This is a genomic window from Marinobacter sp. es.048 (assembly GCF_900188435.1).
Classification (GTDB): domain Bacteria; phylum Pseudomonadota; class Gammaproteobacteria; order Pseudomonadales; family Oleiphilaceae; genus Marinobacter.
The window spans coordinates 1,910,054-1,933,387 of sequence record NZ_FYFA01000001.1; the positions used below are offsets into that span (position 1 = coordinate 1,910,054).

At 53.5% G+C, this 23,334-nt stretch carries 21 protein-coding genes; 15 read left to right on the forward strand and 6 right to left on the reverse strand.

Going from position 1 to position 23,334, the window contains the following annotated elements; all coding sequences use genetic code 11:
* The first annotated feature begins 2 nt into the window (after positions 1-2).
* The 8 genes from wbjC to CFT65_RS08865 all read left to right on the forward strand — a co-directional run bounded on the left by wbjC (position 3) and on the right by CFT65_RS08865 (position 8,724).
* Positions 3-1,130 carry a UDP-2-acetamido-2,6-beta-L-arabino-hexul-4-ose reductase gene (gene wbjC, locus CFT65_RS08830; protein WP_088827679.1) on the forward strand — a complete coding sequence of 376 codons (1,128 nt, stop codon included), beginning with the start codon at positions 3-5 and terminating at the stop codon, positions 1,128-1,130.
* Positions 1,131-1,159: 29 nt separating this feature from the next.
* Positions 1,160-2,296, forward strand: coding sequence for a non-hydrolyzing UDP-N-acetylglucosamine 2-epimerase (wecB, locus tag CFT65_RS08835; RefSeq protein WP_088827680.1), 1,137 nt, complete (start codon positions 1,160-1,162; stop codon positions 2,294-2,296).
* Positions 2,297-2,309: 13 nt separating this feature from the next.
* Complete coding sequence (locus CFT65_RS08840; RefSeq protein WP_088827681.1) at positions 2,310-3,500, forward strand: glycosyltransferase family 4 protein; 1,191 nt, start codon at positions 2,310-2,312, stop codon at positions 3,498-3,500.
* Positions 3,501-3,509: 9 nt separating this feature from the next.
* The gene (locus tag CFT65_RS08845; protein ID WP_088827682.1) at positions 3,510-4,001 is read left to right on the forward strand and encodes a WbuC family cupin fold metalloprotein; all 492 of its coding nucleotides are present in this window, start codon (positions 3,510-3,512) and stop codon (positions 3,999-4,001) included.
* Positions 4,002-4,194: 193 nt separating this feature from the next.
* A complete protein-coding gene (gene wecA / locus CFT65_RS08850) occupies positions 4,195-5,265 on the forward strand; it encodes a UDP-N-acetylglucosamine--undecaprenyl-phosphate N-acetylglucosaminephosphotransferase (RefSeq protein ID WP_088828198.1) in 1,071 nt (356 codons plus the stop codon).
* Positions 5,266-5,367: 102 nt separating this feature from the next.
* Entirely contained in the window at positions 5,368-6,870 is a 1,503-nt protein-coding gene (locus tag CFT65_RS08855) for an MBL fold metallo-hydrolase RNA specificity domain-containing protein (protein WP_088827683.1), read from the forward strand.
* A 44-nt stretch (positions 6,871-6,914) separates the two neighbouring features.
* The gene (gene tviB / locus CFT65_RS08860) at positions 6,915-8,177 is read left to right on the forward strand and encodes a Vi polysaccharide biosynthesis UDP-N-acetylglucosamine C-6 dehydrogenase TviB (protein WP_088827684.1); all 1,263 of its coding nucleotides are present in this window, start codon (positions 6,915-6,917) and stop codon (positions 8,175-8,177) included.
* 178 nt (positions 8,178-8,355) lie between these two features.
* Complete coding sequence (locus CFT65_RS08865) at positions 8,356-8,724, forward strand: histone-like nucleoid-structuring protein, MvaT/MvaU family (protein WP_088827685.1); 369 nt, start codon at positions 8,356-8,358, stop codon at positions 8,722-8,724.
* A gap of 37 nt (positions 8,725-8,761) precedes the next feature.
* On the opposite strand, the gene CFT65_RS08870 is transcribed toward CFT65_RS08865, so the two are convergent.
* Both CFT65_RS08870 and CFT65_RS08875 read right to left on the reverse strand, forming a co-directional pair.
* Positions 8,762-9,715 carry a GGDEF domain-containing protein gene (locus tag CFT65_RS08870; RefSeq protein WP_088827686.1) on the reverse strand — a complete coding sequence of 318 codons (954 nt, stop codon included), beginning with the start codon at positions 9,713-9,715 and terminating at the stop codon, positions 8,762-8,764.
* A 3-nt stretch (positions 9,716-9,718) separates the two neighbouring features.
* Positions 9,719-10,747, reverse strand: a complete 1,029-nt coding sequence (locus CFT65_RS08875; protein ID WP_088827687.1) for a response regulator — start codon at positions 10,745-10,747, stop codon at positions 9,719-9,721.
* 267 nt (positions 10,748-11,014) lie between these two features.
* On the opposite strand from CFT65_RS08875, the gene CFT65_RS08880 reads away from it, so the two are divergent.
* The 4 genes from CFT65_RS08880 (at position 11,015) to CFT65_RS08895 (ending at position 14,152) form a co-directional block, all read left to right on the forward strand.
* On the forward strand, positions 11,015-11,905 hold the full coding sequence (locus CFT65_RS08880; RefSeq protein WP_088827688.1) for a hypothetical protein: 891 nt from the start codon (positions 11,015-11,017) through the stop codon (positions 11,903-11,905).
* 49 nt (positions 11,906-11,954) lie between these two features.
* Entirely contained in the window at positions 11,955-13,400 is a 1,446-nt protein-coding gene (gene sbcB, locus CFT65_RS08885) for an exodeoxyribonuclease I (protein WP_088827689.1), read from the forward strand.
* 97 nt (positions 13,401-13,497) lie between these two features.
* Positions 13,498-13,821, forward strand: coding sequence for a nucleotidyltransferase family protein (locus tag CFT65_RS08890; protein ID WP_088827690.1), 324 nt, complete (start codon positions 13,498-13,500; stop codon positions 13,819-13,821).
* On the forward strand, positions 13,811-14,152 hold the full coding sequence (locus CFT65_RS08895) for a DUF86 domain-containing protein (RefSeq protein WP_088827691.1): 342 nt from the start codon (positions 13,811-13,813) through the stop codon (positions 14,150-14,152). Before CFT65_RS08890 ends, CFT65_RS08895 begins: the two co-directional genes overlap by 11 nt.
* Positions 14,153-14,220: 68 nt before the next feature.
* On the opposite strand, the gene CFT65_RS08900 is transcribed toward CFT65_RS08895, so the two are convergent.
* The 4 genes from CFT65_RS08900 to CFT65_RS08915 form a co-directional block, all read right to left on the reverse strand.
* Complete coding sequence (locus CFT65_RS08900) at positions 14,221-16,221, reverse strand: hypothetical protein (protein WP_088827692.1); 2,001 nt, start codon at positions 16,219-16,221, stop codon at positions 14,221-14,223.
* Positions 16,222-16,417: 196 nt separating this feature from the next.
* Positions 16,418-16,804 carry a type II toxin-antitoxin system VapC family toxin gene (locus tag CFT65_RS08905; RefSeq protein ID WP_088827693.1) on the reverse strand — a complete coding sequence of 129 codons (387 nt, stop codon included), beginning with the start codon at positions 16,802-16,804 and terminating at the stop codon, positions 16,418-16,420.
* Between the two features lies 1 nt (position 16,805).
* The gene (locus tag CFT65_RS08910; RefSeq protein WP_088827694.1) at positions 16,806-17,045 is read right to left on the reverse strand and encodes a type II toxin-antitoxin system Phd/YefM family antitoxin; all 240 of its coding nucleotides are present in this window, start codon (positions 17,043-17,045) and stop codon (positions 16,806-16,808) included.
* Between the two features lie 136 nt (positions 17,046-17,181).
* Positions 17,182-18,693: a flagellin gene (locus tag CFT65_RS08915; protein ID WP_088827695.1), complete on the reverse strand. Its 1,512-nt coding sequence runs from the start codon at positions 18,691-18,693 to the stop codon at positions 17,182-17,184.
* A 395-nt stretch (positions 18,694-19,088) separates the two neighbouring features.
* Between CFT65_RS08915 and CFT65_RS08920 the strand changes: the two genes are divergently transcribed.
* The 3 genes from CFT65_RS08920 (at position 19,089) to fliD (ending at position 23,310) form a co-directional block, all read left to right on the forward strand.
* Complete coding sequence (locus tag CFT65_RS08920; RefSeq protein WP_088827696.1) at positions 19,089-20,606, forward strand: flagellin; 1,518 nt, start codon at positions 19,089-19,091, stop codon at positions 20,604-20,606.
* Between the two features lie 72 nt (positions 20,607-20,678).
* Positions 20,679-21,116 (forward strand): flagellar protein FlaG, encoded by a 438-nt coding sequence (locus tag CFT65_RS08925; protein ID WP_088827697.1) that lies wholly within the window; start codon positions 20,679-20,681, stop codon positions 21,114-21,116.
* 202 nt (positions 21,117-21,318) lie between these two features.
* A complete protein-coding gene (gene fliD, locus CFT65_RS08930) occupies positions 21,319-23,310 on the forward strand; it encodes a flagellar filament capping protein FliD (RefSeq protein WP_088827698.1) in 1,992 nt (663 codons plus the stop codon).
* Positions 23,311-23,334 lie beyond the last annotated feature (24 nt).

The window sequence follows — 23,334 nt, forward strand, 5'->3', positions numbered from 1 at the left end:
CTATGCGTGTACTGATTACTGGTGCAAATGGGTTTATAGGCAGGAACTTGCGGCAGCACTTGGCGGAGAGAGCAGATGTAGAGGTTTTGCCCATTACCCGGGATGCCTCTGATGAAGATCTGGCAACGTCCGTCTCACGGGCCGATTTCGTGTTTCACCTGGCCGGCGTAAATCGCCCTAAAGATCCTGCAGAATTTCATGAGGGGAACGCCGGGTTTACCGGGCGACTGTGCGAGCTTCTCGCGCAAAAGAGCGGTGATCCGGGAGTGGGTGTGCCGGTGGTGTTTTCTTCCTCCATTCAGGCTGTTCAGGATAATCCCTACGGGCAGAGCAAACGAGATGCCGAGGCGGCCGTTTTCTCTCTTGGAACCGGTTGTTCTTTGCCCGTCCACGTGTTTCGGCTGCCCAATGTCTTTGGCAAATGGTCTCGCCCTAACTACAACTCTGTTGTTGCAACCTTTTGCCACAACATTGCCCGAGGGCTTCCGGTTCAGATAAACGATTCTGCTGCGCCGATGAACCTTGTCTATGTGGATGATGTGGTTCGCCGGTTTATCGAGTTGTTGGACGGTGCGGCGCCAAACCCGGATTCAGAAGGCTTCGAACAGGTTCAACCGGTGTATCACACGACCGTAGGTGAATTGGCCGAATCGATTCGCGCGTTTCGCGATACCCGGGAGACGTTGGTAACGGAACGGGTAGGGAGGGGGTTAACTCGTGCTTTGCACTCCACTTATCTGAGTTTTCTGAGGCCCGAGCAGTTTTCCTATACGGTGCCTCAACACGGTGACTCGCGTGGGGTATTTGTAGAAATGTTAAAAACGCCAGATTGCGGCCAGTTCTCGTACTTTACGGCACATCCTGGAATTACCCGCGGTGGACATTACCATCACACGAAAACAGAAAAGTTTCTCGTGATCAAAGGTACAGCCCGGTTCAAGTTCCGCCATATGCAAACGGGTGAAGAGTATGCATTGATAACTCGGGGAGAGAAAGCCGAAATCGTCGAAACAGTGCCGGGATGGACCCATGACATCACGAACATCGGCGAAAGCGAGTTGGTCTGTATGCTCTGGGCCAACGAGATTTTCGATCGGGAGAACCCGGATACTTACGCTTGCCCACTCTGATTAAATACTTCTGATTCCTGAGAACCTCGATGAAAAAACTGAGAGTAGTGACGGTGGTTGGCACCCGGCCTGAGATTATACGGCTATCAAGGGTTCTGGCACGGCTCGATGAGCACTGCGAACATATCCTGGTGCATACCGGACAGAACTATGACTACGAGCTTAACCAAGTGTTTTTCGATGACCTGGATATTCGTAAGCCGGACCACTTTCTAAACAGCGCGACGGGGAGTAAAGGTGCGGCCAACACCATTGGCAACCTGATATCTGCCGTTGATGAGGTTCTGGCGCGGGTTCAGCCTGAAGCTTTACTAGTGCTGGGTGATACCAACAGTTGTCTCTCTGTGATTCCGGCCAAGCGTCGACAGATCCCGATTTTCCATATGGAAGCGGGCAACCGGTGCTTCGACCAGCGAGTACCCGAGGAGACCAATCGGCGAATTGTGGACCATACGGCCGACATCAACCTGACATATAGCAGCATTGCGCGGGAGTATCTGCTGCGAGAGGGCTTGGCTCCGGACCAAGTGATCAAAACCGGTAGCCCGATGTTCGAGGTGCTGAATCACTATCGGCAACGCATTGAGGCCTCTGATGTGTTGGATCGGCTTTCGTTGAAGGCTGACCAGTATTTCGTCGTGAGCGCTCATCGGGAGGAGAATATAGAATCCGAGCGCTCGTTTACCCGCCTTGTGGAAACGCTGAATGGCGTTGCCGAGGACTTCGATTTGCCAGTAATTGTGTCCACGCACCCGAGAACGCAGAACCGTATCAACGCCACGGGGTCGATCTTCCACGATAAGGTCAGGCTTCTGAAACCGCTGGGTTTCCATGATTACGTGAAGCTTCAGCTCTCTGCCCGGGCGGTGTTATCAGACAGCGGCACCATCAACGAGGAGTCATCAATTCTCAATTTCCCCGCTTTGAACCTTCGTGAGGCCCACGAACGGCCGGAAGGAATGGAAGAAGCGGCCGTTATGATGGTGGGGCTCGATGTGGAAAGAGTCCGGCAGGGACTATCGATTCTTGAAACCCAGCCACGGGGCGATGAGCGAGGCCTTCGGTTGGTAGGGGATTACAGCATGCCCAATGTCTCGGACAAGGTGGTGAGAATCATTCATAGCTATACCGATTACGTGAATCGAGTGGTATGGAAAAAGTATTGACTCCGGGGCGTTAATGAAGATTGCACTGATTGCGGATACCTTTCCTCCGCTGAGAACCTCTGGCGCAGTTCAGCTTCGGGACTTATCCCGGGAGTTTGTCAGGCAGGGGCATTCCCTGACAGTCATGTTGCCCGCGCCAGGTATGAAGGAGCCCTGGGCAATCGAAGATTTTGATGGTGTGCAGTTGTTGCGGCTGCGTGCTCCCAGGACGAAAGACATCAATTATGTCCAGCGCACTTTGGGCGAGTTTGTTATGCCCTATGCCATGTTGCGCAACCTCAGCAAAAGCCCTCTTGCCGAGGACGGCTGGGACGGTGTGGTTTGGTATGCACCGAGTATTTTCTTTGGGCCTATTGCGAAGGCTTTGAAGAGCGCGAGTGGTTGCCGGAGCTACCTGATAATCCGCGATATCTTCCCGGAGTGGGCCGTAGATATGGGCCTGATGGGCCGCGGCCTTCCGTATCGGTTTTTCCGTGCCGTGGCCAATTATCAGTATTCCGTTGCCGATATCATTGGGATTCAGACCCCTGGCAATGCAGTTTACTTTGATGACTGGCGAAAAGATGAAAGCCGGAAATTGGAAGTGCTGCAAAACTGGCTGGCCGATGCACCGGCAGAGCACTGTTCCATTGATGTCGCCAAAACCTCCCTGGCGGGGCGCAAGGTGTTTGTCTATGCCGGGAATATGGGCGTTGCGCAGGGCATGGATATTTTGCTGGATCTTGCAGAAGCGCTGCAATGCAGGGAAGACATTGGCTTCCTGTTTGTGGGGCGTGGAAGTGAAGCTCGAAAGCTGGCAGAGGATGCAGAGCGTCGAAATCTCGACAATGTGCTCTTCCACGATGAGATTGATCCAGATGAAATACCCGGCTTGTACGCCCAATGTGATGTCGGCCTGGTTGCGCTGCACCCAAGCCATAAGACGCATAACATTCCAGGCAAGTTTCTGACCTACATGCAGAGCGGATTGCCTGTTTTGGCAAAGGTCAATGAAGGAAATGACCTCGTGAATCTAATTCGGGAGGAGCGGGTTGGGGCGGCTGTTACTGATAACTCTGTAGGTGCGCTGAAGAGAATGGCGGAGTCCCTGATAGAGCGATGTAACCTGGACGAAGAATTACCCTCGCGCTGCCGGGCTGTTTATAAACGGCTTTTCTCGCCGAAAACCGCAGTTGAACAGATTGTGAATGCACTGAAAAGGTGACCGTTTTGTATGTCGTTTAAAGTCATTTCGAGAAATCTGTTGGACGAATTGGGAGAGAAAGCCCAGCAATCCTCACGATGTCGTCAGCATCACAATATCCATGGCTCATATGAAGACCCCTGCCAAAAACTATTGAACGCAATAGGAATCGATAGCTACATTCGGCCTCACCGTCATGCACTTGACCCCAAGGATGAATGCTTAATTGCTGCCAAAGGCCTGTTCGCGTTGGTCGTCTTTAATGAAGAGGGTGATATTCGGCATGTGGAGCAGTTTGGTACCGAGACCTATTACCGTAATGATCCCGCTATTTCATTCGGCGTAGAATTGCCAGCAGGTACTTGGCACACCGTTATCGCGCTGGAACCGGACTCGGTATTGCTTGAATTGAAGGCTGGCCCGTTTGATCCGGATGCCGCGAAGGAATTCGCACCTTGGGCACCGGAGGAAGGTTCGGCCGAGGCTGAGGAATACCTCTGTTGTCTGAGATCATTAGTGTGAAGAGGTCCGGCTATGAGATTGGCGATCGTATTGAGGGAAATTTTGTGTCTGGAGTCTTAAACTTTGGTAGGGCAATTGTGAAAGTGTGTGAAAGAGGTCACACTTGGTTTTTCGAAAAGAGTAAACTCTCGGTCGCTTTGACTGTCACGCCTTCCCTCAAAGCCTTCCACAGCCAGCGATGCCCGGGATGATTATGGAAACCGCAAGTTTTACAGGACTGATCGCCGTGGTTTCGGCTTTTATCGCGCTGCTCATTTTGCAACCGATTGCGGGTAGGTTTCGGCTCGTTGACATGCCCGATCACCGCAAATCCCATAAGGGCGCAGTTCCACTTATTGGGGGATTGAGTGCCTTCGCGGGACTTTTGGTGGCCTGGCTGATTTCCATGCCGCTCACGGAGGGTTTTGGAATCTATCTGTTCTGTGCACTGATGCTGGTTATTCTCGGTGCCATAGATGATGCCAGAGATATCCCGGCAAGGTATCGCCTCTGGGCGCAGGTTCTCCTCGGTGCGCTGCTTTCTTACGGTTCGGGAATCTATTTAACGACCTTTGGAAACCTGCTTGGGCTCGGTAATATTGAACTTTCCTGGCTGGGCCCAGTCGTTACTATTGCGGCCGTTATTGGGGCAACCAACGCTTACAACATGATTGATGGAATCGATGGCCTCGCCGGTACCATGAGTCTTGTGACTCTGGGCGCATTGGCGCTATTGTTTGCATTGGCAGACGGGTTCCACCTGGAACTCGCCCTGGCAATAACCATTGGGGCTGCCTTGCTGCCATACCTGGGTGCTAACCTTCAGCTGCGTCCGTTCCGAAAAAAAATCTTCATGGGCGATGCCGGATCTATGTTTATCGGTTTTTCAGTCGTGTGGTTGCTGGTGAACGGTGCCCAGACTGACAATGGCGCCTTCAGACCTGTCACTGCGCTTTGGGTGTGCGCATTGCCATTGATGGATATGGTTGCGATCATGATTCGGCGTGCCCGTAAAGGGCAGTCTGTAATGATGCCGGATAGGGACCACTTGCACCATATATGCCTGAGGGCCGGTTTCTCTGATAGGCAAGCCCTTCTTGTAATCACTGCGTTGGCAGTTGGCTGCGCACTTATTGGGGTGGGGGGCGAAATACTCCGCATCTCAGAGTGGGTAATGTTCGTTTTATTTATGGCCGGGTTTTTTGCTTACAACTGGGCAATTAGCCATGTTTGGCGATTGCTGGTGTTTTTTCGAAAAAACTACGAGGCAGCGGATCAGAAGTAATTCGTTCGTTTCACGTAAATTTTGCGAGGGTCAAGCTGGATGCTTGACCCTCTTGCTTTTTACAGCCTGTATCAGACTGAAAATTTACAAGGAGTGTTGACGATGCTTGAGATTTCCCACCACGGCGCCACCTCTGGCGTAACCGGCTCCTGCCACGAACTTACCCTTGGTCAAGAGGCCCAGAAGAGCGGCATCCTTATAGACTGCGGCCTGTTCCAGGGCCAGGATGAAGGTCGCGGGGCTTCTGCTTCTGATCTTTCCATTGATTTTCCCATTGATCATATCCGGGCCCTCGTGGTCACCCACGTGCATATCGACCACGTGGGGCGCATTCCCTATTTGCTAGCCGCGGGTTTTGAGGGGCCAATTATCTGTTCCGAACCCTCGGCCATAATGCTGCCGGAGATTCTGGAAGATGCCCTGAAGATTGGGTTTACCCGGGACAGGCGTTTGATTGAGCGGGTTTTGGGGCTGATTCGTTTCCGCTTGGTGCCGGTGCCTTATGGCCAGTGGCACTCGGTGTTTGCTGAGGGTGATTGCTCGCTGTCGATTCGGCTTCAGAGAGCAGGGCATATCCTTGGCTCGGCCTATGTGGAGTGCGATGCTCGTGCGGGAGATTCTGAAGAGCGGATTGTGTTCAGTGGCGATCTTGGGGCGCCCCATGCCCCGTTGCTCCCGGCACCCGAATCACCGGAGCGGGCGGATCGATTGGTGATTGAGAGTACTTATGGGGATAAAGACCATGAGGATCGGGAAACGCGGCGTTACCGATTGAAGGCGGTGCTGCAGCATGCGCTTGAAGATGGAGGCACGGTGCTGGTGCCGGCGTTCAGTATTGGGCGGACGCAGGAATTGCTTTATGAGATGGAGAGTCTGATCCACGAATTTGGGGATAGGGCTCTTGGTGGGGTGTCGGATTACGTGCCGCAGAGCGGCTCTAATCCGACCTACGAAGACGACTCCGAACCCGTAGGTCGGATTAGGCAGAGCCGTAATCCGACAAAGAAGCTAACGTGGAACGATCTGGAAATTGTCGTGGATTCGCCGCTGGCCGCCGAATTTACCCGAATCTACCGCGATCTGAAGCCCTACTGGGATGCCGAAGCCACGGAGCTGGTTTCTCAGGGCCGGCATCCGCTCTCTTTTGAGCAACTCACAGTCATCAATTCCCATGAAGACCACCTGAACGCGGTGGATTACCTGGCCCGCTCTCACCGCCCCTGTGTGGTTCTGGCCGGTTCCGGTATGTGTGCCGGTGGCAGGGTGGTGAATTACCTGAAGGCGATGCTGGGTGATAAACGGAACGATGTTCTGTTTGTGGGATACCAGGCAGCCGGTACACCTGGCAGGGATATTCTTACTTATGGCCCTCGCGGTGGCTGGGTAGAGCTGGATGATGAACGTTACGATATCCGGGCCCGGGTTCATCAGGTCGGGGGCTATTCAGCCCATGCCGGGCAATCGGATCTGGTGGGGTTTGTAAGAGGAATCCCTACACCACCCTGTGAGATTCGAATTGTCCATGGTGACCCGGACGCCAAGCGGGCATTGAAAAGATGTTTTCAATCCCTGTCTGGGACAGACATAATCATTCCATCAGAGTAGGGCGGATCGACGCCAAGGTTTTACTTCTTGGGAAGGGATTGCAAATGAAGAAAATTGCAGTTATTGGTCTTGGCTATGTGGGGCTGCCTCTGGCTGCTTCCTTTGGTGAAAAGCGTGAAATTGTTGGTTTTGATATCAACAGCAAACGTATTGCCGAGCTTAAGGACGGTGTTGATTTCACCCGCGAAGTTTCCCGGGAAGAGTTGGCTGCGGCATCGAGTTTGTCTTTTACCGATAATCTTGAAGGCATTCGCGACTGCCAGATTTTTATTGTCACAGTGCCCACCCCGATTGATGAGTTCAAAACCCCGGATTTAACCCCTCTGGTAAAAGCGAGCGAAACCGTAGGCAAGGTTTTGAAGCAAGGCGATATCGTGATTTACGAATCCACGGTATATCCCGGCGCCACGGAAGAAGTGTGCGTACCGGTATTGGAAAAAGTCTCCGGCCTTGCGTTTAACAAGGATTTCTTTGCCGGTTATAGCCCCGAGCGAATCAATCCGGGTGATAAAGAGCATCGGGTAGCCAGCATCATGAAAGTAACCTCTGGTTCCACTCCGGATATTGCCGATGAAGTGGACGCACTTTATGCCAGTGTTATTACCGCAGGCACCCATAAAGCCAGTTCCATTAAAGTGGCCGAAGCGGCGAAGGTTATCGAAAATACCCAGCGTGATCTGAATATCGCGCTGATGAATGAACTTTCGATGATTTTCTCGCGCCTGAAAATTGATACTCATGAAGTGCTGGCGGCAGCAGGCACTAAATGGAATTTCCTGCCATTTAAACCCGGTCTGGTGGGTGGTCACTGTATTGGTGTGGATCCGTATTACCTGACTCACAAAGCCCAGGCCATTGGCTACCACCCGGAAATTATTCTTTCCGGTCGTCGGGTAAATGACAATATGGGACCGTATGCAGCAGCCGAGCTTGTAAAGGCTATGATCAAAAGCGGGCATACTGTGGCGTCCTCAAAAGTCCTGGTAATGGGGCTTACCTTTAAGGAAAACTGTCCGGATTTACGGAACACCCGGGTGATTGATGTTATCCGTGAATTGGAGGATTTTGGCTGTTCCGTGGATGTGACGGACAGCTGGGCAAATAATGAAGAAGCTGAGCATGAATATGGTATTTCTTTGGTGGAATCTCCGAAAGCCGGTGATTATGACGCGTTGTTTTTGGCCGTGCCTCATCGTGAATATGCTGCGAAATCTTCGAAAGAACTGCGGGATTATTTGAAAGACAATGGTGTTTTGTTTGATCTGAAGGGTGTTTTGCCATTGGGCGAAGCGGATCTCAGATTGTAAGTACACAATTTTTACAGTGTGTGATTTAAAAGCCGGTCAAATCGACCGGCTTTTTTATTAAGGGCCCGTAAATAAATAATTTTGCCAGACTACATTTAATTGATTATTATCGTCACTGACTTTTGGTCAACTCCACTTGAGTTTTTTAAAACCCCTATTTGAATAAGGTTTTAATTCCATGGCAAAGATTAACGATTACTACCAGAAAAAACAGCTTATGGAAAAGCTTGCTGCAGAGCTGGAACAGCTTGAAAAAGACCAGGCTCTGAAAGGCGAACTGGAGTTTGAAAACAAAGTTCGCGCCTTGATGAAGGAGTATGACAAGTCACCGAAGGATGTTCTTCAGATTCTGTCTGCAATTGATCCCTCGGTGTCTGGTAGCAAGGCCGATTCAACCGCTGGCAGCCGCCCGAAGCGCCCGATGAAGACCTACAAGAATCCGCACACCGGGGAAGTAGTCAAAACCCGTGGTGGCAATCACAAGACGTTGAACGAATGGCGTCAGAAGCATGGTAAGGAAGCTGTGCAAAGCTGGCAGCAGGACTGATTCCAGCTGGCCCTTCTCCCTTCAGGGGGAGGGGCTGTTAACCCACCACAACCCGATTTCTACCCCCTTCCTTTGCGGCGTATAGCGCTTCGTCCGCCTTCTGCATCCACTGCATATAGTTTTCAGGCTCGTCGGTTAGCTGGGCAATGCCAATACTGATGGTATAGCGTATTGGTGCCACGCTGGTTTCCACCACACTCTGTTCAATGCTTTCCCGTATCCGTTCGCAGATAATGCGTGCGCCCTCGGCGTCGGTTTCCGGTAGTATGATGCCGAACTCCTCACCACCGTAACGGCCGGCGCTGTCGGATTGGCGGATGGCGTTACGGGTGATGCTGGCTGTGTGCTTGATCACTGCATCTCCAGCCAGATGGCCGTGGGTGTCGTTCACAGGCTTGAAGTTGTCTATGTCGAACATCACCAGGCTGGTGGTGTGGCCATAGCGGCGGAAGCGCTCGAACTCGGCGTCTACCAGGTTTTCCCAGGTGCCCCGGTTAAGCAGGCCGGTGAGGCGGTCTGTCATGCTCAGTTTTGCCAGCTGTTCGTTGGCTCGTTCCAGGGCCATTTTGCTGCTGGCGATGTCGGTAACGTCGTACACCATCAGGCACACTTTATTGACTTCGCCCGTGGTGCCGGAGAGTGGGCTGATAGTGAGGTTCTGGAACATGTACTCTTCGGTACCGGTGATAGGCCGGGTATTGCGGAACTGGAACAGGTAAGGGCGCTGCTCCCACGACGTAAATGCTTTGGTGTTTAGCAAGGCCACAGCATCGACTTTGCGCGTCAGCCAGGCTTGGGGGATATCCGGGAATACATCGAACAACACCTGGCCCTGGATCCTGCTCGCAGTGATACCGCTGTGGTTCTCCATGAAGCCGTTCCAGACTTCGACTCTGAAATCCAGGTCCAGGACCACCAGGCCCACTTCCACGGATTCCAGCATGTCCATCAGCCAGTGAAAGGAGTTGGCTTCAGATTCTTCTATGGCCATGAGTCAGTCCACCAGATATTGCAGGCGATCTTCGAGAAAAGGCACTGAATCCTCGGTTAGAAGGATCAGCATGTCGCATTCGATGTCGCGGTCTTCCAGGGTGTAGCAGATTTCGATGCACAACAGCTGTTCTTCCCTGGCGCTGTGGTGGTCAAGCAATTCGGTGATTTGTCGATGCTGGCCCAGCACCGTGGGATGACCCAGGCCCAGCTTCAGGTCTAGCTGGTCGCCGATTCCTTTGAGGAAGGCGCCGAACAGTATGCTGGACATGTCCATCAGTACCTCCACGTTCACCGCTTCGCCCTCAAGGGTGTCGTAGTGGAGCATCTCTGCCATTTCCCGGAAGCTGGCGTCTGCAAATAGCAGAAGTGCCTCACCCGCAATGCCAGCCCCGGTGAAACCCTGGCAAACGGCAGAATAGGTGTCGCTGTCGCTGACCGATGAAATCGCCATGTGCAGCTCGGAGTTGGCCAGGAAGGCGACCTTGGGAATCGGCTGCTTTACGAAGACCCGTAACAGTCGGGCCAGCAGATCCGAGGACCGGCCCATGGCGACGTTGGATATTTCCTGCAGGTAGTCGTTCAGGGAAACCGAGATTTCCGGAGAAGTGCTGCCTGTGTTTTTAAGGCTGGCATCCTGCAGCGCGGCATCTTCAAGGTCTCCGGGGCGATACACCCCGTATTCCACTAACAGATCAAGTACGATGCAGGTTTCGGTGGGCTTTTTGATGAAGTCGAGGGCACCGAGTTTCTTCACCCGCTCCCGTGCTTCGGGCTGGATATCGCCGGAAACCACGATGGTCATAACCGGCAGGTCTTCCTTGCGAACCTGTTCCAGCACCTGATAGCCGTCCATCTCCGGCATGTTCAGATCCAGGAACATCAGCTCTGCCTCGTGCCGGCGCAATTTCTCCAGCGCTTCCACGCCGTCTTTCGCGAAGCTGACATCCCCACGCAATCCTTCTGGCAGGGCTCGGGCGATTTGCTTTCTGGCAAGAGCAGAGTCGTCGCAGATCAGTATGCGGGTGGTCATTGATGGAGCCGTAGGGGGTTGGTCATAAGGTGCGAAAGTATACCAGTAGTCTTGGTTATGTACACGTTTGCTACAGCATTCGTAACAATTGGTAAGGTGCTGTAAGTAGTTTAAGCCAAAGGTTTTGTGACTGTATTCAAAGTTGGTTAAGTATTACTGAATTGTAAACGGCGAGTGTGACTCTGCGCACTCTATTGGCCGATCTGCCTTGGTTATAGTGTGCCTGCGGCAAATAAAATAATAATGGTTCTTCAGAGACACAAAGCTATGAGACAGCTGGCGTATGGATACGCTGCCGTCACCCTGTTCTGCCTGGGTATTGCGCCCATTGCCCAGGCCGAGCTGAAGCCCATTTCTGAGGAAATAATGGGCGAGGTGACCGGGCAGGCTTTTATGCAGATCGAGAACATTGACGGCGGTGTCGACGGTCATCAGTTCACCCGAATGACTTTGGGCATGGACGTCGAGACCCGGGTTAACATTGATGATGTGAAGGCCGGTGAAATTGACGGTGGCGTGGACTTTGCCGCCCAGCACGTGGCGCTGGGACATATTGCCCGAAATGATGGCGTTCAATATAACGGCCGCACTTACAATGAAGGCGATACGGTTCATTTCGAGGCGTTCAAGCCTTACATCGAGCTGGCAAATGACGCTAACGATGAGCTGGCCGGTTTCAGGATGGGCTTCGGGCAGGCGAGAGGTTCGGTTTCTTCGCTGACCAGCAGTTTCAGTGGCGATATTGGTCTGAAACTGGTAAGCGGCGATCAGGAGTATGATGCCACCCTTTTTGATGCGAACACCCAGGCCACCAAGTACCGGGCTAGCCATATCGGCATCGACGACCCTGCTGCCGCGCCTGCCGATTGTGCCTCGTCCAACCCTACCAACTGTGCGCCTTTGACGCATTTACAGTCGATTATTGTTGGTGAAGAAGGCGCTGACGGCGTTACCGATTTCACCGACGATTTCATCATTGGTTTTCAGCGTGAAGGTGTGGACTGGCAAAGCCCGGATGGCGCCAATGTGATCAACGCCGACAAAGGCGTTTTTATTAACCTGCCTACGAGCATGAAGCTCGAAATGGGCCAGTTGATTGGCCAGGGTGTGGAGCGACTTCAGACCCATAGGGAGGATATGGGTACCCAATTGTTTTAAATGCTAAACTCTTGCCAGTATTTAACTCATTCGGCAGGAGCTTAGTCCCTTGATCCGCTCGTTTTACTGGCACGATTACGAAACCTTCGGGGTAGACCCGGTTCACGACAGGCCTTCCCAGTTTGCCGGCGTGCGGACGGATGCGGATCTCAACATCATCGAAGATCCGCTGGTGATTTACTGCAAGCCGGCGGACGACTATCTGCCATCGCCGGAAGCCTGCCTGATTACCGGGATTACTCCACAAAAGGCCCTGGAAGATGGCTTTCCCGAGGCGGAGTTTATCGCTCAGATCAACGAAGCCTTCAGCCAGCCCGGCACCTGTGTGGTGGGCTACAACAGCCTGCGCTTTGACGATGAAGTGACCCGTCACACCCTCTACCGCAACCTGCGCGACCCCTACGCCCGGGAATGGCAGAACGGCAATTCCCGCTGGGACATCATTGATATGGTGCGCCTGACCTACGCCCTGCGACCGGAAGGCATCAATTGGCCCCGCAAGGAAGACGGTAGTCCCAGTTTCAAACTGGAGGAGCTGACGGTGGCCAACGGCATCGCCCACGAAGCCGCCCATGATGCCATGTCGGACGTTGAGGCGACCATTGAGGTGGCGAAACTGATCAAGAAAAAACAGCCAAAGCTCTTTGATTTTGTTCTGCAGAACAAAGACAAACACTCCGCCCGGGCCATGTTGGATACGGCCACCATGAAGCCGGTTTTCCACATTTCCGCCAAGTACCCGGCCAGCCGGGGTTGCTGCGCACTGGTTGCGCCGGTTGCCGAGCACCCCACCAACAAGAACCTGGTGATTGTCTTTGACCTTCGGGAAGATCCCAGCGAGTTGATCAATGCCAGTGCTGAGCAGATTCGTGAGCGGGTATTTACTTCTCAGGCGGAACTGGGGGAGGGCGTCAGCCGTTTTCCGCTGAAAGGTGTGCAACTGAACAAGTGTCCGGTGCTGGCGCCGGCGAACATGCTTTCCACGCTGTCGAAAGGGCGGCTGGAAGAGCTGGCGCTGGACGGCGATACCCTGCGCGCCAACCTGGCCATCCTGCGCAAGGCCCCGGACTTGCCGGCCCGGATTGCCGAGGCGTTTGACCAGCCTCACGAAAGCGACCTTACAGATCCGGATGAACAGCTTTATGCTGGCGGATTTATCAGTAAAACAGACCGCGAGAAGCTGAACTGGGTGCTGGAGCAGCCGGTGGAAACCCTGGGTGAGCTGGAGGTGACCTTCGAGGATGATCGTCTGCAGGAACTGCTGTTTCGCTTTCGGGCCAGGAACTACCCGGGCAGCCTAATGGGTGAGGAGCTGGAGCGTTGGGAAGAGTTTCGCAGCCAGAGGTTAATGCACCCGAAGAAGGGATGGCGGTCTTTGGAGGCTTATGCCAATGAATTGCAACGCCTGGCGGCGGATCCCGAATTGGCGCCGGAGAGGCGGCATATTCTGGAGGATTTGCATTTGTATGGGGAGTCTTTGATTCCTTATATCTGAGGACAAGGATGTTGGCCGTTCCGGCAGCCGCTTTCTTTATTGTCTGGGGGGCAAGGTTTAAACTCCAAACATATACCGGCAAACGACTGAGTAAAGTATGGCTGCATTTAATGCACTGGAAATGCTGAAAGAAAAACAGGACGAGATTCGCCTGCTTTGTGAAAAGCACCGGGTAATGTCGTTTGGTGTTTTTGGTTCTGCCGCCACAGGGCATTTTAAAGAGAATAGTGATCTGGATTTTCTTGTGGATTTTGATCCAACGCTAACCGCCTCACAAAAAGCTGCGGCGTTTTTCGGACTAAAAGAAGATCTGGAAGCAATGTTTTCTCGCCCGGTGGATTTGGTCACGCTGGCATCCTTGACCAATCCTTATTTCAGAGACTCGGTTCTCGAAGAGCGGCATTCCTTGTATGCAGCGTGAGGCTCTCAAGTACCTTTACGATATTCTTGCAGCTGCTGAGAAGGTTCAGCGTTTTGTTGCTGGTAGCAGTGAAGATGATTATCTGAATGATGAGTTGTTGCAGTCTGCCGTTGAGCGCCAGTTCGAAATTATCGGAGAGGCGATGGGTAAGTTACATAAGATTGCCCCGGATAAGGCTGAGCGATTTGTCGATTATAAAAAGATGATTGCTTTTCGGAACGTGCTGATTCACGGCTATGCGACTATCGATCCGATGATTGTTTGGGGTGTGGTGGAAAGCAATCTGGAGGACGTTTTGAGCCAGGCGCAGGCAGCGCTGAAGGCTGGTTGATAATTTACCGTTCACATTAAACAAAAACGCCCCGAACAAGGTCCGAGGCATTTAGGTGTTCTCCTTTTTTACCTCCTTCGCTGGAAGTAAACACTCAAACTCTGCCCCATCAGACTCTGCACCTCACTTCCCAGTGCCTCTGCCTGAATCTGCTTCTGAACCGGCCCGGTTGCCAGACTGTGGCCATCCACATCCCGCGCCTTCACCAGCTTCCATTCCACCTCATTGCTTACCATAGCCACCAGCTCTTTCAGCTGGGCGGTATCCTGGGGCCGGAACCATCTGTCGCGGCAGCCGCCGAGACTGAAGAAATCGGCGTCGGCGATCAGTTCCTGCCAGGCGACATCATTTCGATTGGCGAGAACCATCCGGCGTAACTGGCGCAGCGTCTGGCGGGTGGGTTGCAGCTTGTGCTCGGCAACCAGTTTGCGAATCTGTTTGTCGCCCGATGTTTGCTCTGCAACAGCCGTGTGCATGTGCACCACAGCGCCAGAACCGGTGGCCTGGTTAACCAGGGCGGCAAGCGAAAGGGTGGTCATGGCCGGTGAGGGCAGGCGACCGACTTCGATCCAGTGCACCTGATGGTCATCCGCCACGAATCGCTGGGCGATGGACCAGGGCCAGAACACGATGTTGTCCATACCCATCTCGTTCGCCATGCGTGTGGCTTTGGCGATGTTGGCCAGGGATTCATCCACCGCGATCACTTCCACATCGTCCAGATAGCCGGCCAGTTCCATCGCCCGCTGGCCAGACTGGGCACCGCACACCATGATGCGAAGGGTGGCCGGGAGATTTTCGGTGTCCAGCCCCAGTTCATTGGCCATCAGTGTCTTCAGGCTGCTTTCGGTACGATAGGCCAACTGGGACCAGGACGGCCATGCCTGAGGAACATCGGTCTTCTCCAGGCAGAGCTCCTCGGCCTTCTCATCGAAATTCTGCTTGATGGCTTCCTCTTCGGCCCGGTCGTAATAGCTGGCGGCCAGAACGGGCTGCAATGCCAGGGGCCAGTCCACCAGGTTCCATTGGCCAAGTTGTACCGCGAACGGCTGGTGGAAGAGGGCTCCGTACATCGCGCTGATCATCAGTGATCCGATGAGTCCGTCCTGTTCCTCGCCGAGGGCAAACTGGGCCTGGATGCTGTCGTTGATGGCAGAGACCAGTCGCTCTTCATCGTCTTCAGCAGCCAGAGCATAGCCGGTTTTGTCGGCGTATTGAGCGATGGCCAGCGTCAGGAGCTGCAGTTCATCCCGGAGTTCAACGGTTTGTGCCACTTCGGCAATGATCGCCCAACGCAGCAGGGTAACCAGTTCTTCCACCGCCGGATTGGGCATCAGGGTTTTCTGCAGGGCCAGGATCAGCAGTTCGTCTTCGCTGGCGGCCTCAAGGGAAATCTGTGCGTCCGGGTTATCAAGGCCATATTGGTGATGAATAATGGCGCTGACAAACCGGCCCAATTCCTGATGCGGCAAACCCTCCCTCTGGAGGAGGGTGACAGCATCGTGGGCCAGGGCGGAATCCGCCTTGTTAACTTCCAGATGTTGGGCGCAGGTCAGCATGCCGCTGTAGACGGAATCCCATTCGTTGCCGGTTTCCAGCAGCTTGCGGTAATGCAGGTAGGCCACATCGAACTGCCCCTGCAACCGCTTGGAATGGGCAGCGCCACAGAAAGCGGCGGCAGATTGCCGGTCGCAGTCCAGGGCCTGCAGGAAATATTGCTCTGCAAGCGCCGGTCGCTCGGTTTTCAGGGCCCAGTAACCCAGGTTGCAATACTGCTGCACCTGGCCCGGCTGATGGTCCAGGCTGGCGTTGAACAGGGTGTGTGCCTTCTCAAGCTGCCCATCGTCCATCTCCACGCGGCCAAGCAGTCCCAGCCCACCAGCGTTCTCCGGCTCCAGTGCCAGAGCCTCGTTCAGGTAGCCCCGACACTCCTGCCGGGCCTTCAGCCGCTGGATATGGCTGAGGCCGTTGCTGTTAGACTCCCCGTAGGCAAGATTGGCCTGCAGAAGCAGGCGGGCAACCTGGGCCTGTTGGGATTGGGAAACCTGAACTTGATGCTTGGCTTGCATGGGACACCTCGTGAATACAGCCGCAGTTGGGAGCGGCAAAGGTCTGCAGTTTTTGACGGTTTGCCGTGCTTTGGGTGAGGTGTTGCGAAAGGTGTGCCAGTTTAGTGAGGCGACGGGTGGCAATATTAAGGGAGGTGGAATTAGCTCGGTAGGTCGGATTAGGCAAAGCCGTAATCCGACAAATTCAGGAAGATATTTAAATCAACCGAACAGGCCCCGGATAGCGTGCAACCAACTCATCAGAGGTAAGTAGCAAAAAGCCCTCAATCTCTGCCTGGGCAACCAGAATCCGGTCAAAGGGATCCTTGTGTATATCCGGTAGGTGACTTACCGCCAGTGTGTGTTGCGAGGTGATCGGCAATTCCGAATAGCCGTTATCGACCAGGCCGCGCCTCAGCAAATGGGGATCAACCCGAAAATCCGGCCGGCCCAGGCCGTTCTTGATCACGACTTCCCACAGGCTGGCAGCACTGAAAAACAAGCGATTTTCTTCATTGCCAATCAGCTCTGTAGCCCGTGGGGATAACTTGGAGGGCTCAGCCGCCGCCCAGAGCAAAACGTGAGTGTCCAAAAGCAGGTTCACGTCAGACTCCGAACATGTCGACTATTTCATCCTGACCCATTCGGTCGAAATCGTCTGGCACGGTGAATTCACCTGCCATGAAGCCGATCCTCTTCTGCTGGCCTTCTTCCGGAGAATCGTAAGCGGTTACGCGGGCGACGGGTTTGCCAGCTTTTGCAATAATGAAGGCCTCGCCTTTGGCTGCACGGGCTACAAGCTGTGAAAGGCGGGTTTTTGCTTCGTGCATGTTAATCGATTCCATCGATCTTCACCTAAACTTAGTCTAAGGGCCTTAGTCTACCACTTGGCGTTTGTTCGAGCTACTTCGGTAATAAGTGCGATCCCAAACCAAAACAACCGGGCCATTAGCCCGGTTGTTTTGGATTCACTGTTAAGGCTTAACCCTGCAGCAACTGCAGTACCTGCTGCGGTCTGGCGTTGGCCTGGGCCAGAACCGAGAGGCCGGCCTGCTGCAGGACCTGGGTTCGGGCCAGTTCGGCGGATTCCGCCGCGAAGTCCGCATCGCGGATACGAGAGCGGGCTGCCGAGAGGTTCTCGGAGGTAGTGCTCAGGTTTGCGATTGTGGATTCGAGTCGGTTCTGAGCTGCACCAAGGTCGGCACGAATGCCGCTGATTGTCTCAAGGGCGGCATCGACGACGGCAAGAGCGCTGGTTGCCCCATCAACAGTGCTGATGTCGATTCCTGATACGGCTTCCGGTGTCGAGCCGTCCGCTATGTTTTGAGCACTATTCAGAACGCTGCCTGCAGCCAGAGTCGCGTCTGAGGTGGCTGCAAAGCTTACCGATGAATCGAGAGTCAGTTCGCCAGCGATTCGGGTAGCGTTGGTGCCTCCACTGGTCAACTCGATAGCGCTTGGGTCGCCACTACCCTGAACAGCAAGCTGCTGGGAACCAGACGCGGTAAAGTCTTCGATCGTGATGTCCTTGCCTTGGTCCTGAACCAGTGTGATGCTGCCGTTGTTTTCCACTTCGGCAGTAATACCGGTTTTGCCAGAGGCTGCGTTCACTTCGCGTGCTATGGCCGACAAATCGCTGGCATCAGTGATTTGTGCTGAAATGGTTGCCGAGCTGCTGCCGTTAGAAATGGTGAGGGATACAGTTTGTGGCACGGCAATCGGTGTTGTTGCCGTGTTGCTGAGTGTCGCTGAGGTTCGCGCTGTAGCGTTGACACCGGTTGTTGCTGCAATATCGTTGATTGAGGCAGCTATTTCTTCAGCTGTATCCCCGGCTCCAATTGGGACCACCTGACTATCCAGCGAGCTTGAGATAGTGAGGTTTTGGCTCGCTATTGTGTTTTGGGTCGGGAGAGTGGCGTTTGCTGCCGTGGTGGAACCGGTGCCCTGGTTCAGAGTTGCGTTTGTCGCTGACAGAGTATTGTTTGCCAGATCGTCAGTTCGAGCGCCCTCGATAGATACGGCAATGGTTTGGTTTTCGTTGGCGCCCGCCTGGAATTTCTGAGCCTGGAAAGTGCCATCCAACAGCTTGAGCCCGTTGAACTCGGTTGTGGTGGCAATCCGTTCGAGCTCTTCTTTCAACTGGTTAACTTCAGACTGTAGAGCCTTCCGGTCGGAAGCGGAGTTCGTGGCGTTGGCAGACTGAACCGCCAGTTCACGAATGCGCTGCAAAATGTTACCGGATTCGCCAAGAGCGCCTTCTGCCGTCTGGGCGAGGGATATGCCGTCATTGGCGTTCCTGATTGCTTGGTTGAGGCCTTTGATCTGAGATGTGAAGCGTTCGGAGATCGCAAGGCCTGCGGCATCATCTTTGGCAGAGTTAATTCTCAAACCCGAGGAAAGACGCTGAAGTGCAACGTTGGCATCCTCCTGCGAGGCATTGAGGTTTCGCTGTGCGTTGAGTGACGCAATGTTGGTATTGATGATCTGAGGCATGTCTCTTCTCCCTGCTCAGAGGTGCCGGCTGGTCGTCTTCCCGTAAAAAGGGCAACGAGTGACCGGCAGGTATTCGTTTGATTGCCGTTTTCCTCTGATTAAGCGAAGGGCGTGCCACTTTCGACAATATGACGCTAAGAAATTGAACATAAAGCTAAAAATTATATGGTTTGGGTGTTTTTTGACTCGCCGTTCCGTTTACGGATTCTTTTTTTCTGGCATGCGTTTGCCGCTTTTTAAGCGGTTTTACATTCCTTTACAAAATTTGGGCTTTTTTTTCTAAAGGATAGGAAGGGGGGGCCGTTAAGCGGTGTAACAGGGCGGCGCTCCCAAAGTGAAAAAAGGGCGCCAGACCTTTTTCATGAAATAACGACACCTGTCGAAGGAGAAGCATAATGGCTCTCGGTATTAACACTAACGTTGCGTCACTTTCCGCTCAGAACCAACTGGGCAAGTCTCAGAGCCTGTCTGATCAGGCCCTGCAGCGACTGTCCTCGGGTTTGAGAATTAACTCTGCCAAAGATGATGCGGCTGGTCTTGCAATTTCTACTCGCTTTCAATCCCAGATTTCGGGACTGAATGTTGCTCAGCGTAACGCCAATGACGGTATTTCTCTGGCTCAAACTGCGGAAGGTGCCCTGGAAGAAACCACTAACATTTTGCAGCGTATCCGCGATCTTTCTATTCAGTCAGCCAACTCCACAAACTCTTCGTCTGATCGTTCCGCCCTTCAGTCTGAGGTGAATCAACTGCAGCAGGAGATGCAGAGGATCGCGGAGACAACTCAGTTTAACGGCCTGAATCTTTTGGATGGTAGCTTTAGTGCTCAGAAATTCCAGGTAGGCGCTAACGCCAATCAAACCATTTCCGTTGATGTAGGCAGTGCAAAGACTACTGACCTCGCTAACTACTCGCTGACTGCAGGTAGTGAAGATGCGAATTTCGGTTTGGGTACAGCTGCAAACCCGGCAACTGCAATTCCGGCAACAAACACTGTTGCTGGTCAGGATGTGACCATAAATGGCCCTGTAGCCCAGGGTTCTTTCACCCTCACTGGTGGGGAGTCTGCAGAGCAGGTTGCCGGTCAGATTAATGATATCTCCGGATCCACAGGCGTGTCTGCGACGGCTTCGACCTCAGCGACTCTCTCGAATTTGAGTGCTGGTGGCTCGGTGAGCTTGACTATTGAAAGCGGTGGTCAGTCAGCCACAGCCACTGCAAGTGTAACTACAGGTGATCTCTCCGCGCTTGCTGATGCAATCAATGGCTTGGCTGGTACAACAGGTGTTTCCGCGGAGATCAACTCTAGTAACGAGATTGTACTTTCACAGTCCACTGGTAAGGACATTGGCCTGACTTTCTTGGGCGCAGCTGACGGTGATACGATTGATGTTGCAGGTGCTGGTGACGGGACAACCGCTCAAACAGCAATTGAGCTTGCTTCCGCAAACACTACTGCTGGCAACACAGACTCCACAGTTGTGACTGGTACAGTTGAACTGTCTGCCGATCAGGCGTTCTCAGCTAGCTCAAGTCTGGGAGATGACGCAGGTTCAATCTTTAACAGTGCTGCAAACACCGTTAACAATGGTTCTGCAAACACGGTTGCCCAGATTGATATCAGCAGTGAAGATGGCGCTGCATCTGCAATCGCAGTTGTAGATTCTGCTCTTTCCCGGGTCAATTCAATCCGTGCGGACCTTGGTGCGATCCAGAACCGCTTCGAAAGCACAATTGCCAACCTGGCGACTACTTCTGAAAACCTGAGTGCGGCAAACAGCCGGATCCTGGATGCAGACTTCGCAGCGGAAACTGCGAAACTGTCCAAGTCCCAGGTTCTGCAGCAGGCCGGTATCTCTGTACTGGCGCAGGCGAACGCCCGCCCGCAGCAGGTTTTGTCCCTCCTGCAGTAATTGGGGCATAACGGGAATAGCCGGAACCTTCGGGTTCCGGCTTAGCGCCGTTCCAGGATAGCGAGGTAAGCTATGAATGACGTTAACCTGAATAGCCCGGATCTGAAGCTGGTTCGTACCAGTGACCAACCACCGGCTCGGGCAATTTCGTCATCTCAGGCCGAAGGCAGGAATGCCTCCGACCTTGCCCTTTCGAATGCGGGACGCGTTGCGCCCACATCTACAGTTCCTCAAACGCAGGATGTTTCCAGAACGGAACAGCTTCAGAAGCAGAATGAGGCCCAGCGGGAAGAGCTTGATGATGCGGTTTCGCAGCTGAACAGATACGTTCAGAATGTCCAGCGGGATCTGCAGTTTGAAGTGAATAACGAATTGGGTCAGACGGTTGTTCGTGTAGTAGACCAGCAAACCCAGGAAGTCATTCGCCAGATTCCAGATGAGGTGGCAATGAGGTTGGCAGAAAACTTGCAGCAGGATGAGCCGCTGACGTTGTTTAACATCAAAGTGTAAGCGATTGCCGCTTTTGCGCTAATGTGAACATCGGTATTTCAGCACCGCCGCACCCGAGAGGGCCCGGCGGTGCTCTGCGTTAAGAGTCAAGCTTGTTTTTTACAAGCCGTTACAAATCGGGGAAAGAAAAAGGCAAAGTTTTGCCGCATTTTGCCGATAACTTGAACAATGAGTGGATTGGCCCCCTTGAGGAGGCATGGTTATGGCAAGTATTTCATCTTTGGGTATCGGTTCCGGCGTCTTGACGTCAGACCTGGTTGATCAGTTGGTTCAGGCCGAACGAGCGCCGACTGAAAACCGTCTTGCCCGAAAAACGGAACAAACTCAAGCGCTTATCTCGGCCTACGGGAAGTTGCGCAGTGCCATCACCGAACTACGCCTTCCTATGAGGCAGTTGAGTGCGCCAGATAACATGAAGGCGTTCTCTGCGAACTCTTCGAATGAAGATATTGCTGTATCCGTTGACAGTGCTAGAGCTAGCCGCGGTACGTATAGCGTGGAAGTGACCAGTTTGGCTAGTGCCCAGGCACTTGCGTCTCGAGACGTTTTTGCGGACCGGGACTCAACAAGTGTCGGCCAGGGAACGCTCACTCTCTCCGCTGGAAACAACACCACGAATATCACGATTGATAACAGCAATGACACGCTTCAGGGACTGGCCAACGCCATTAACGAGGCGGATGCTGGCGTATCAGCTGGCGTCATCGACACAGGTAACGGTTTCCAGCTGGTTCTGTCTGCTGATGACACGGGCACAGATAACGCTGTGAGTATTTCTGTTTCGGGGGATTCAGGCGGTACCGATACAGATAACCAGGGCCTTTCGCGGTTTGCCTTCAACCCCGGGATGGATGTGGATTCGGGTTTGAATGAAACGATCGCAGCCTCTGACGCCGTCATGAAGATAAATGGAGTCGAAGTCACTCGTTCTACCAATAACTTCGAAAATGTGATTGATGGTCTTACTTTCGATATCGCAGCGACTGGAACTTCCATTGTTAAGGTCCAGCAAGACTATGGTGCTGTAGCTGATCGTGTTGCGGGGTTCGTGGACAAATTTAATTCCCTCCAGGGGACGATTGATAGCCTTGCCGGCTTCAACGCTGAAGCTGGCGTTGGGGGGCTTCTCACCGGTGATAGTACAGTTCGGGGTATCCAGAACCAGCTGCGCCAAATATTGACTCGGGTTGTTCCGGGGCTTGAAGGTGCAAGTGTTCGAAGCCTGGCCGACGTTGGCATTACCACCAATTTTGAGACTGGCGGCCTTGAGTTTGACCGAGCGAAGTTCGAAGAGCAGCTTAAAAACAATCCGGACGACGTGACGGCTTTATTCGCTGAGCAAGGGCGAGCAAGTGATAGCCAGGTGGAATTTGTCCGAAGCGGGGTGAATACCGAACCTGGAGAATACACTGTCAACATCACCCAGGCCGCGAGTCAGGGGAGCCTTGTGGGCGCGTCTGCTGTTACTGCTCCGATCACTGTCGACGGAACGAACGATGATCTGACGTTTCAGGTCAACGGAGAAACCTCCGTCAGCGTTCAGTTGACTCAACAAACCTACAACTCGGCCCAAGAGTTGGCTGATGAGCTCCAGGTTCAGCTTAATGCCAACAACGCGCTCAACGCTTCAGGTTCATCAGTACAGGTAGGTGTTGGAGCTGGCGGTGAGTTTACCTTTACCTCTTCTCAGTATGGCAGCGAGTCCAATGTTAGTATTACTTCTGCGGAGGATGGATCTGCCTATGGCCTGTCTGTTGCCACTGGAACTGCCGGTTCTGACGTCGCCGGCACAATTGGTGGGCGGACAGCCCAGGGCGACGGTCAGGTTCTATTCCTTGACAACGGCAATGGCGGTGCCTCTGGCCTTCAAGTTCGTATTCTGGGCGATCAGACCGGAAACCGTGGCTCAATTACCTTTGTAGAGGGTGTGGCAGAGCGCACGGTTGATCTCGTGACCAGCTTCGTTGGCGCTGACGGTGCTCTCGAATCACGCACAGAAAGCCTTAACCGTGACCTTGAGCAGATTCAGCAGAATCAGGCAAGGCTGGAAGAACGAATTGCAGCTTATCGTGAGCGTCTGGTAAGCCAGTTTACGGCGGCGGACTCATTAATTTCCCAGCTCAACAGCACCCAAGATTACGTAAGCCAGCAGCTTGCCGCGCTTGCACCCCAAAACAACCGGAACAACAACTGATCGGCGATTAGCCGGTTAGCGAAC

Excerpts from the sequence above, each read along its gene's own strand:
- CFT65_RS08895 (WP_088827691.1), top strand. The coding sequence starts at position 13,811 with ATGCAGCGTGAGGCTCTCAAGTACCTTTACGATATTCTTGCAGCTGCT.
- CFT65_RS08840 (WP_088827681.1), top strand. The coding sequence starts at position 2,310 with ATGAAGATTGCACTGATTGCGGATACCTTTCCTCCGCTGAGAACCTCT.
- CFT65_RS08910 (WP_088827694.1), bottom strand. The coding sequence starts at position 17,045 with ATGGAATCGATTAACATGCACGAAGCAAAAACCCGCCTTTCACAGCTT.
- CFT65_RS08900 (WP_088827692.1), bottom strand. The coding sequence starts at position 16,221 with ATGCAAGCCAAGCATCAAGTTCAGGTTTCCCAATCCCAACAGGCCCAG.
- CFT65_RS08925 (WP_088827697.1), top strand. The coding sequence starts at position 20,679 with ATGAATGACGTTAACCTGAATAGCCCGGATCTGAAGCTGGTTCGTACC.
- wecB (WP_088827680.1), top strand. The coding sequence starts at position 1,160 with ATGAAAAAACTGAGAGTAGTGACGGTGGTTGGCACCCGGCCTGAGATT.
- CFT65_RS08865 (WP_088827685.1), top strand. The coding sequence starts at position 8,356 with ATGGCAAAGATTAACGATTACTACCAGAAAAAACAGCTTATGGAAAAG.
- CFT65_RS08870 (WP_088827686.1), bottom strand. The coding sequence starts at position 9,715 with ATGGCCATAGAAGAATCTGAAGCCAACTCCTTTCACTGGCTGATGGAC.
- CFT65_RS08855 (WP_088827683.1), top strand. The coding sequence starts at position 5,368 with ATGCTTGAGATTTCCCACCACGGCGCCACCTCTGGCGTAACCGGCTCC.
- CFT65_RS08890 (WP_088827690.1), top strand. The coding sequence starts at position 13,498 with ATGGCTGCATTTAATGCACTGGAAATGCTGAAAGAAAAACAGGACGAG.
- CFT65_RS08880 (WP_088827688.1), top strand. The coding sequence starts at position 11,015 with ATGAGACAGCTGGCGTATGGATACGCTGCCGTCACCCTGTTCTGCCTG.
- CFT65_RS08845 (WP_088827682.1), top strand. The coding sequence starts at position 3,510 with ATGTCGTTTAAAGTCATTTCGAGAAATCTGTTGGACGAATTGGGAGAG.
- CFT65_RS08915 (WP_088827695.1), bottom strand. The coding sequence starts at position 18,693 with ATGCCTCAGATCATCAATACCAACATTGCGTCACTCAACGCACAGCGA.
- CFT65_RS08875 (WP_088827687.1), bottom strand. The coding sequence starts at position 10,747 with ATGACCACCCGCATACTGATCTGCGACGACTCTGCTCTTGCCAGAAAG.
- fliD (WP_088827698.1), top strand. The coding sequence starts at position 21,319 with ATGGCAAGTATTTCATCTTTGGGTATCGGTTCCGGCGTCTTGACGTCA.
- CFT65_RS08920 (WP_088827696.1), top strand. The coding sequence starts at position 19,089 with ATGGCTCTCGGTATTAACACTAACGTTGCGTCACTTTCCGCTCAGAAC.
- tviB (WP_088827684.1), top strand. The coding sequence starts at position 6,915 with ATGAAGAAAATTGCAGTTATTGGTCTTGGCTATGTGGGGCTGCCTCTG.
- wecA (WP_088828198.1), top strand. The coding sequence starts at position 4,195 with ATGGAAACCGCAAGTTTTACAGGACTGATCGCCGTGGTTTCGGCTTTT.
- wbjC (WP_088827679.1), top strand. The coding sequence starts at position 3 with ATGCGTGTACTGATTACTGGTGCAAATGGGTTTATAGGCAGGAACTTG.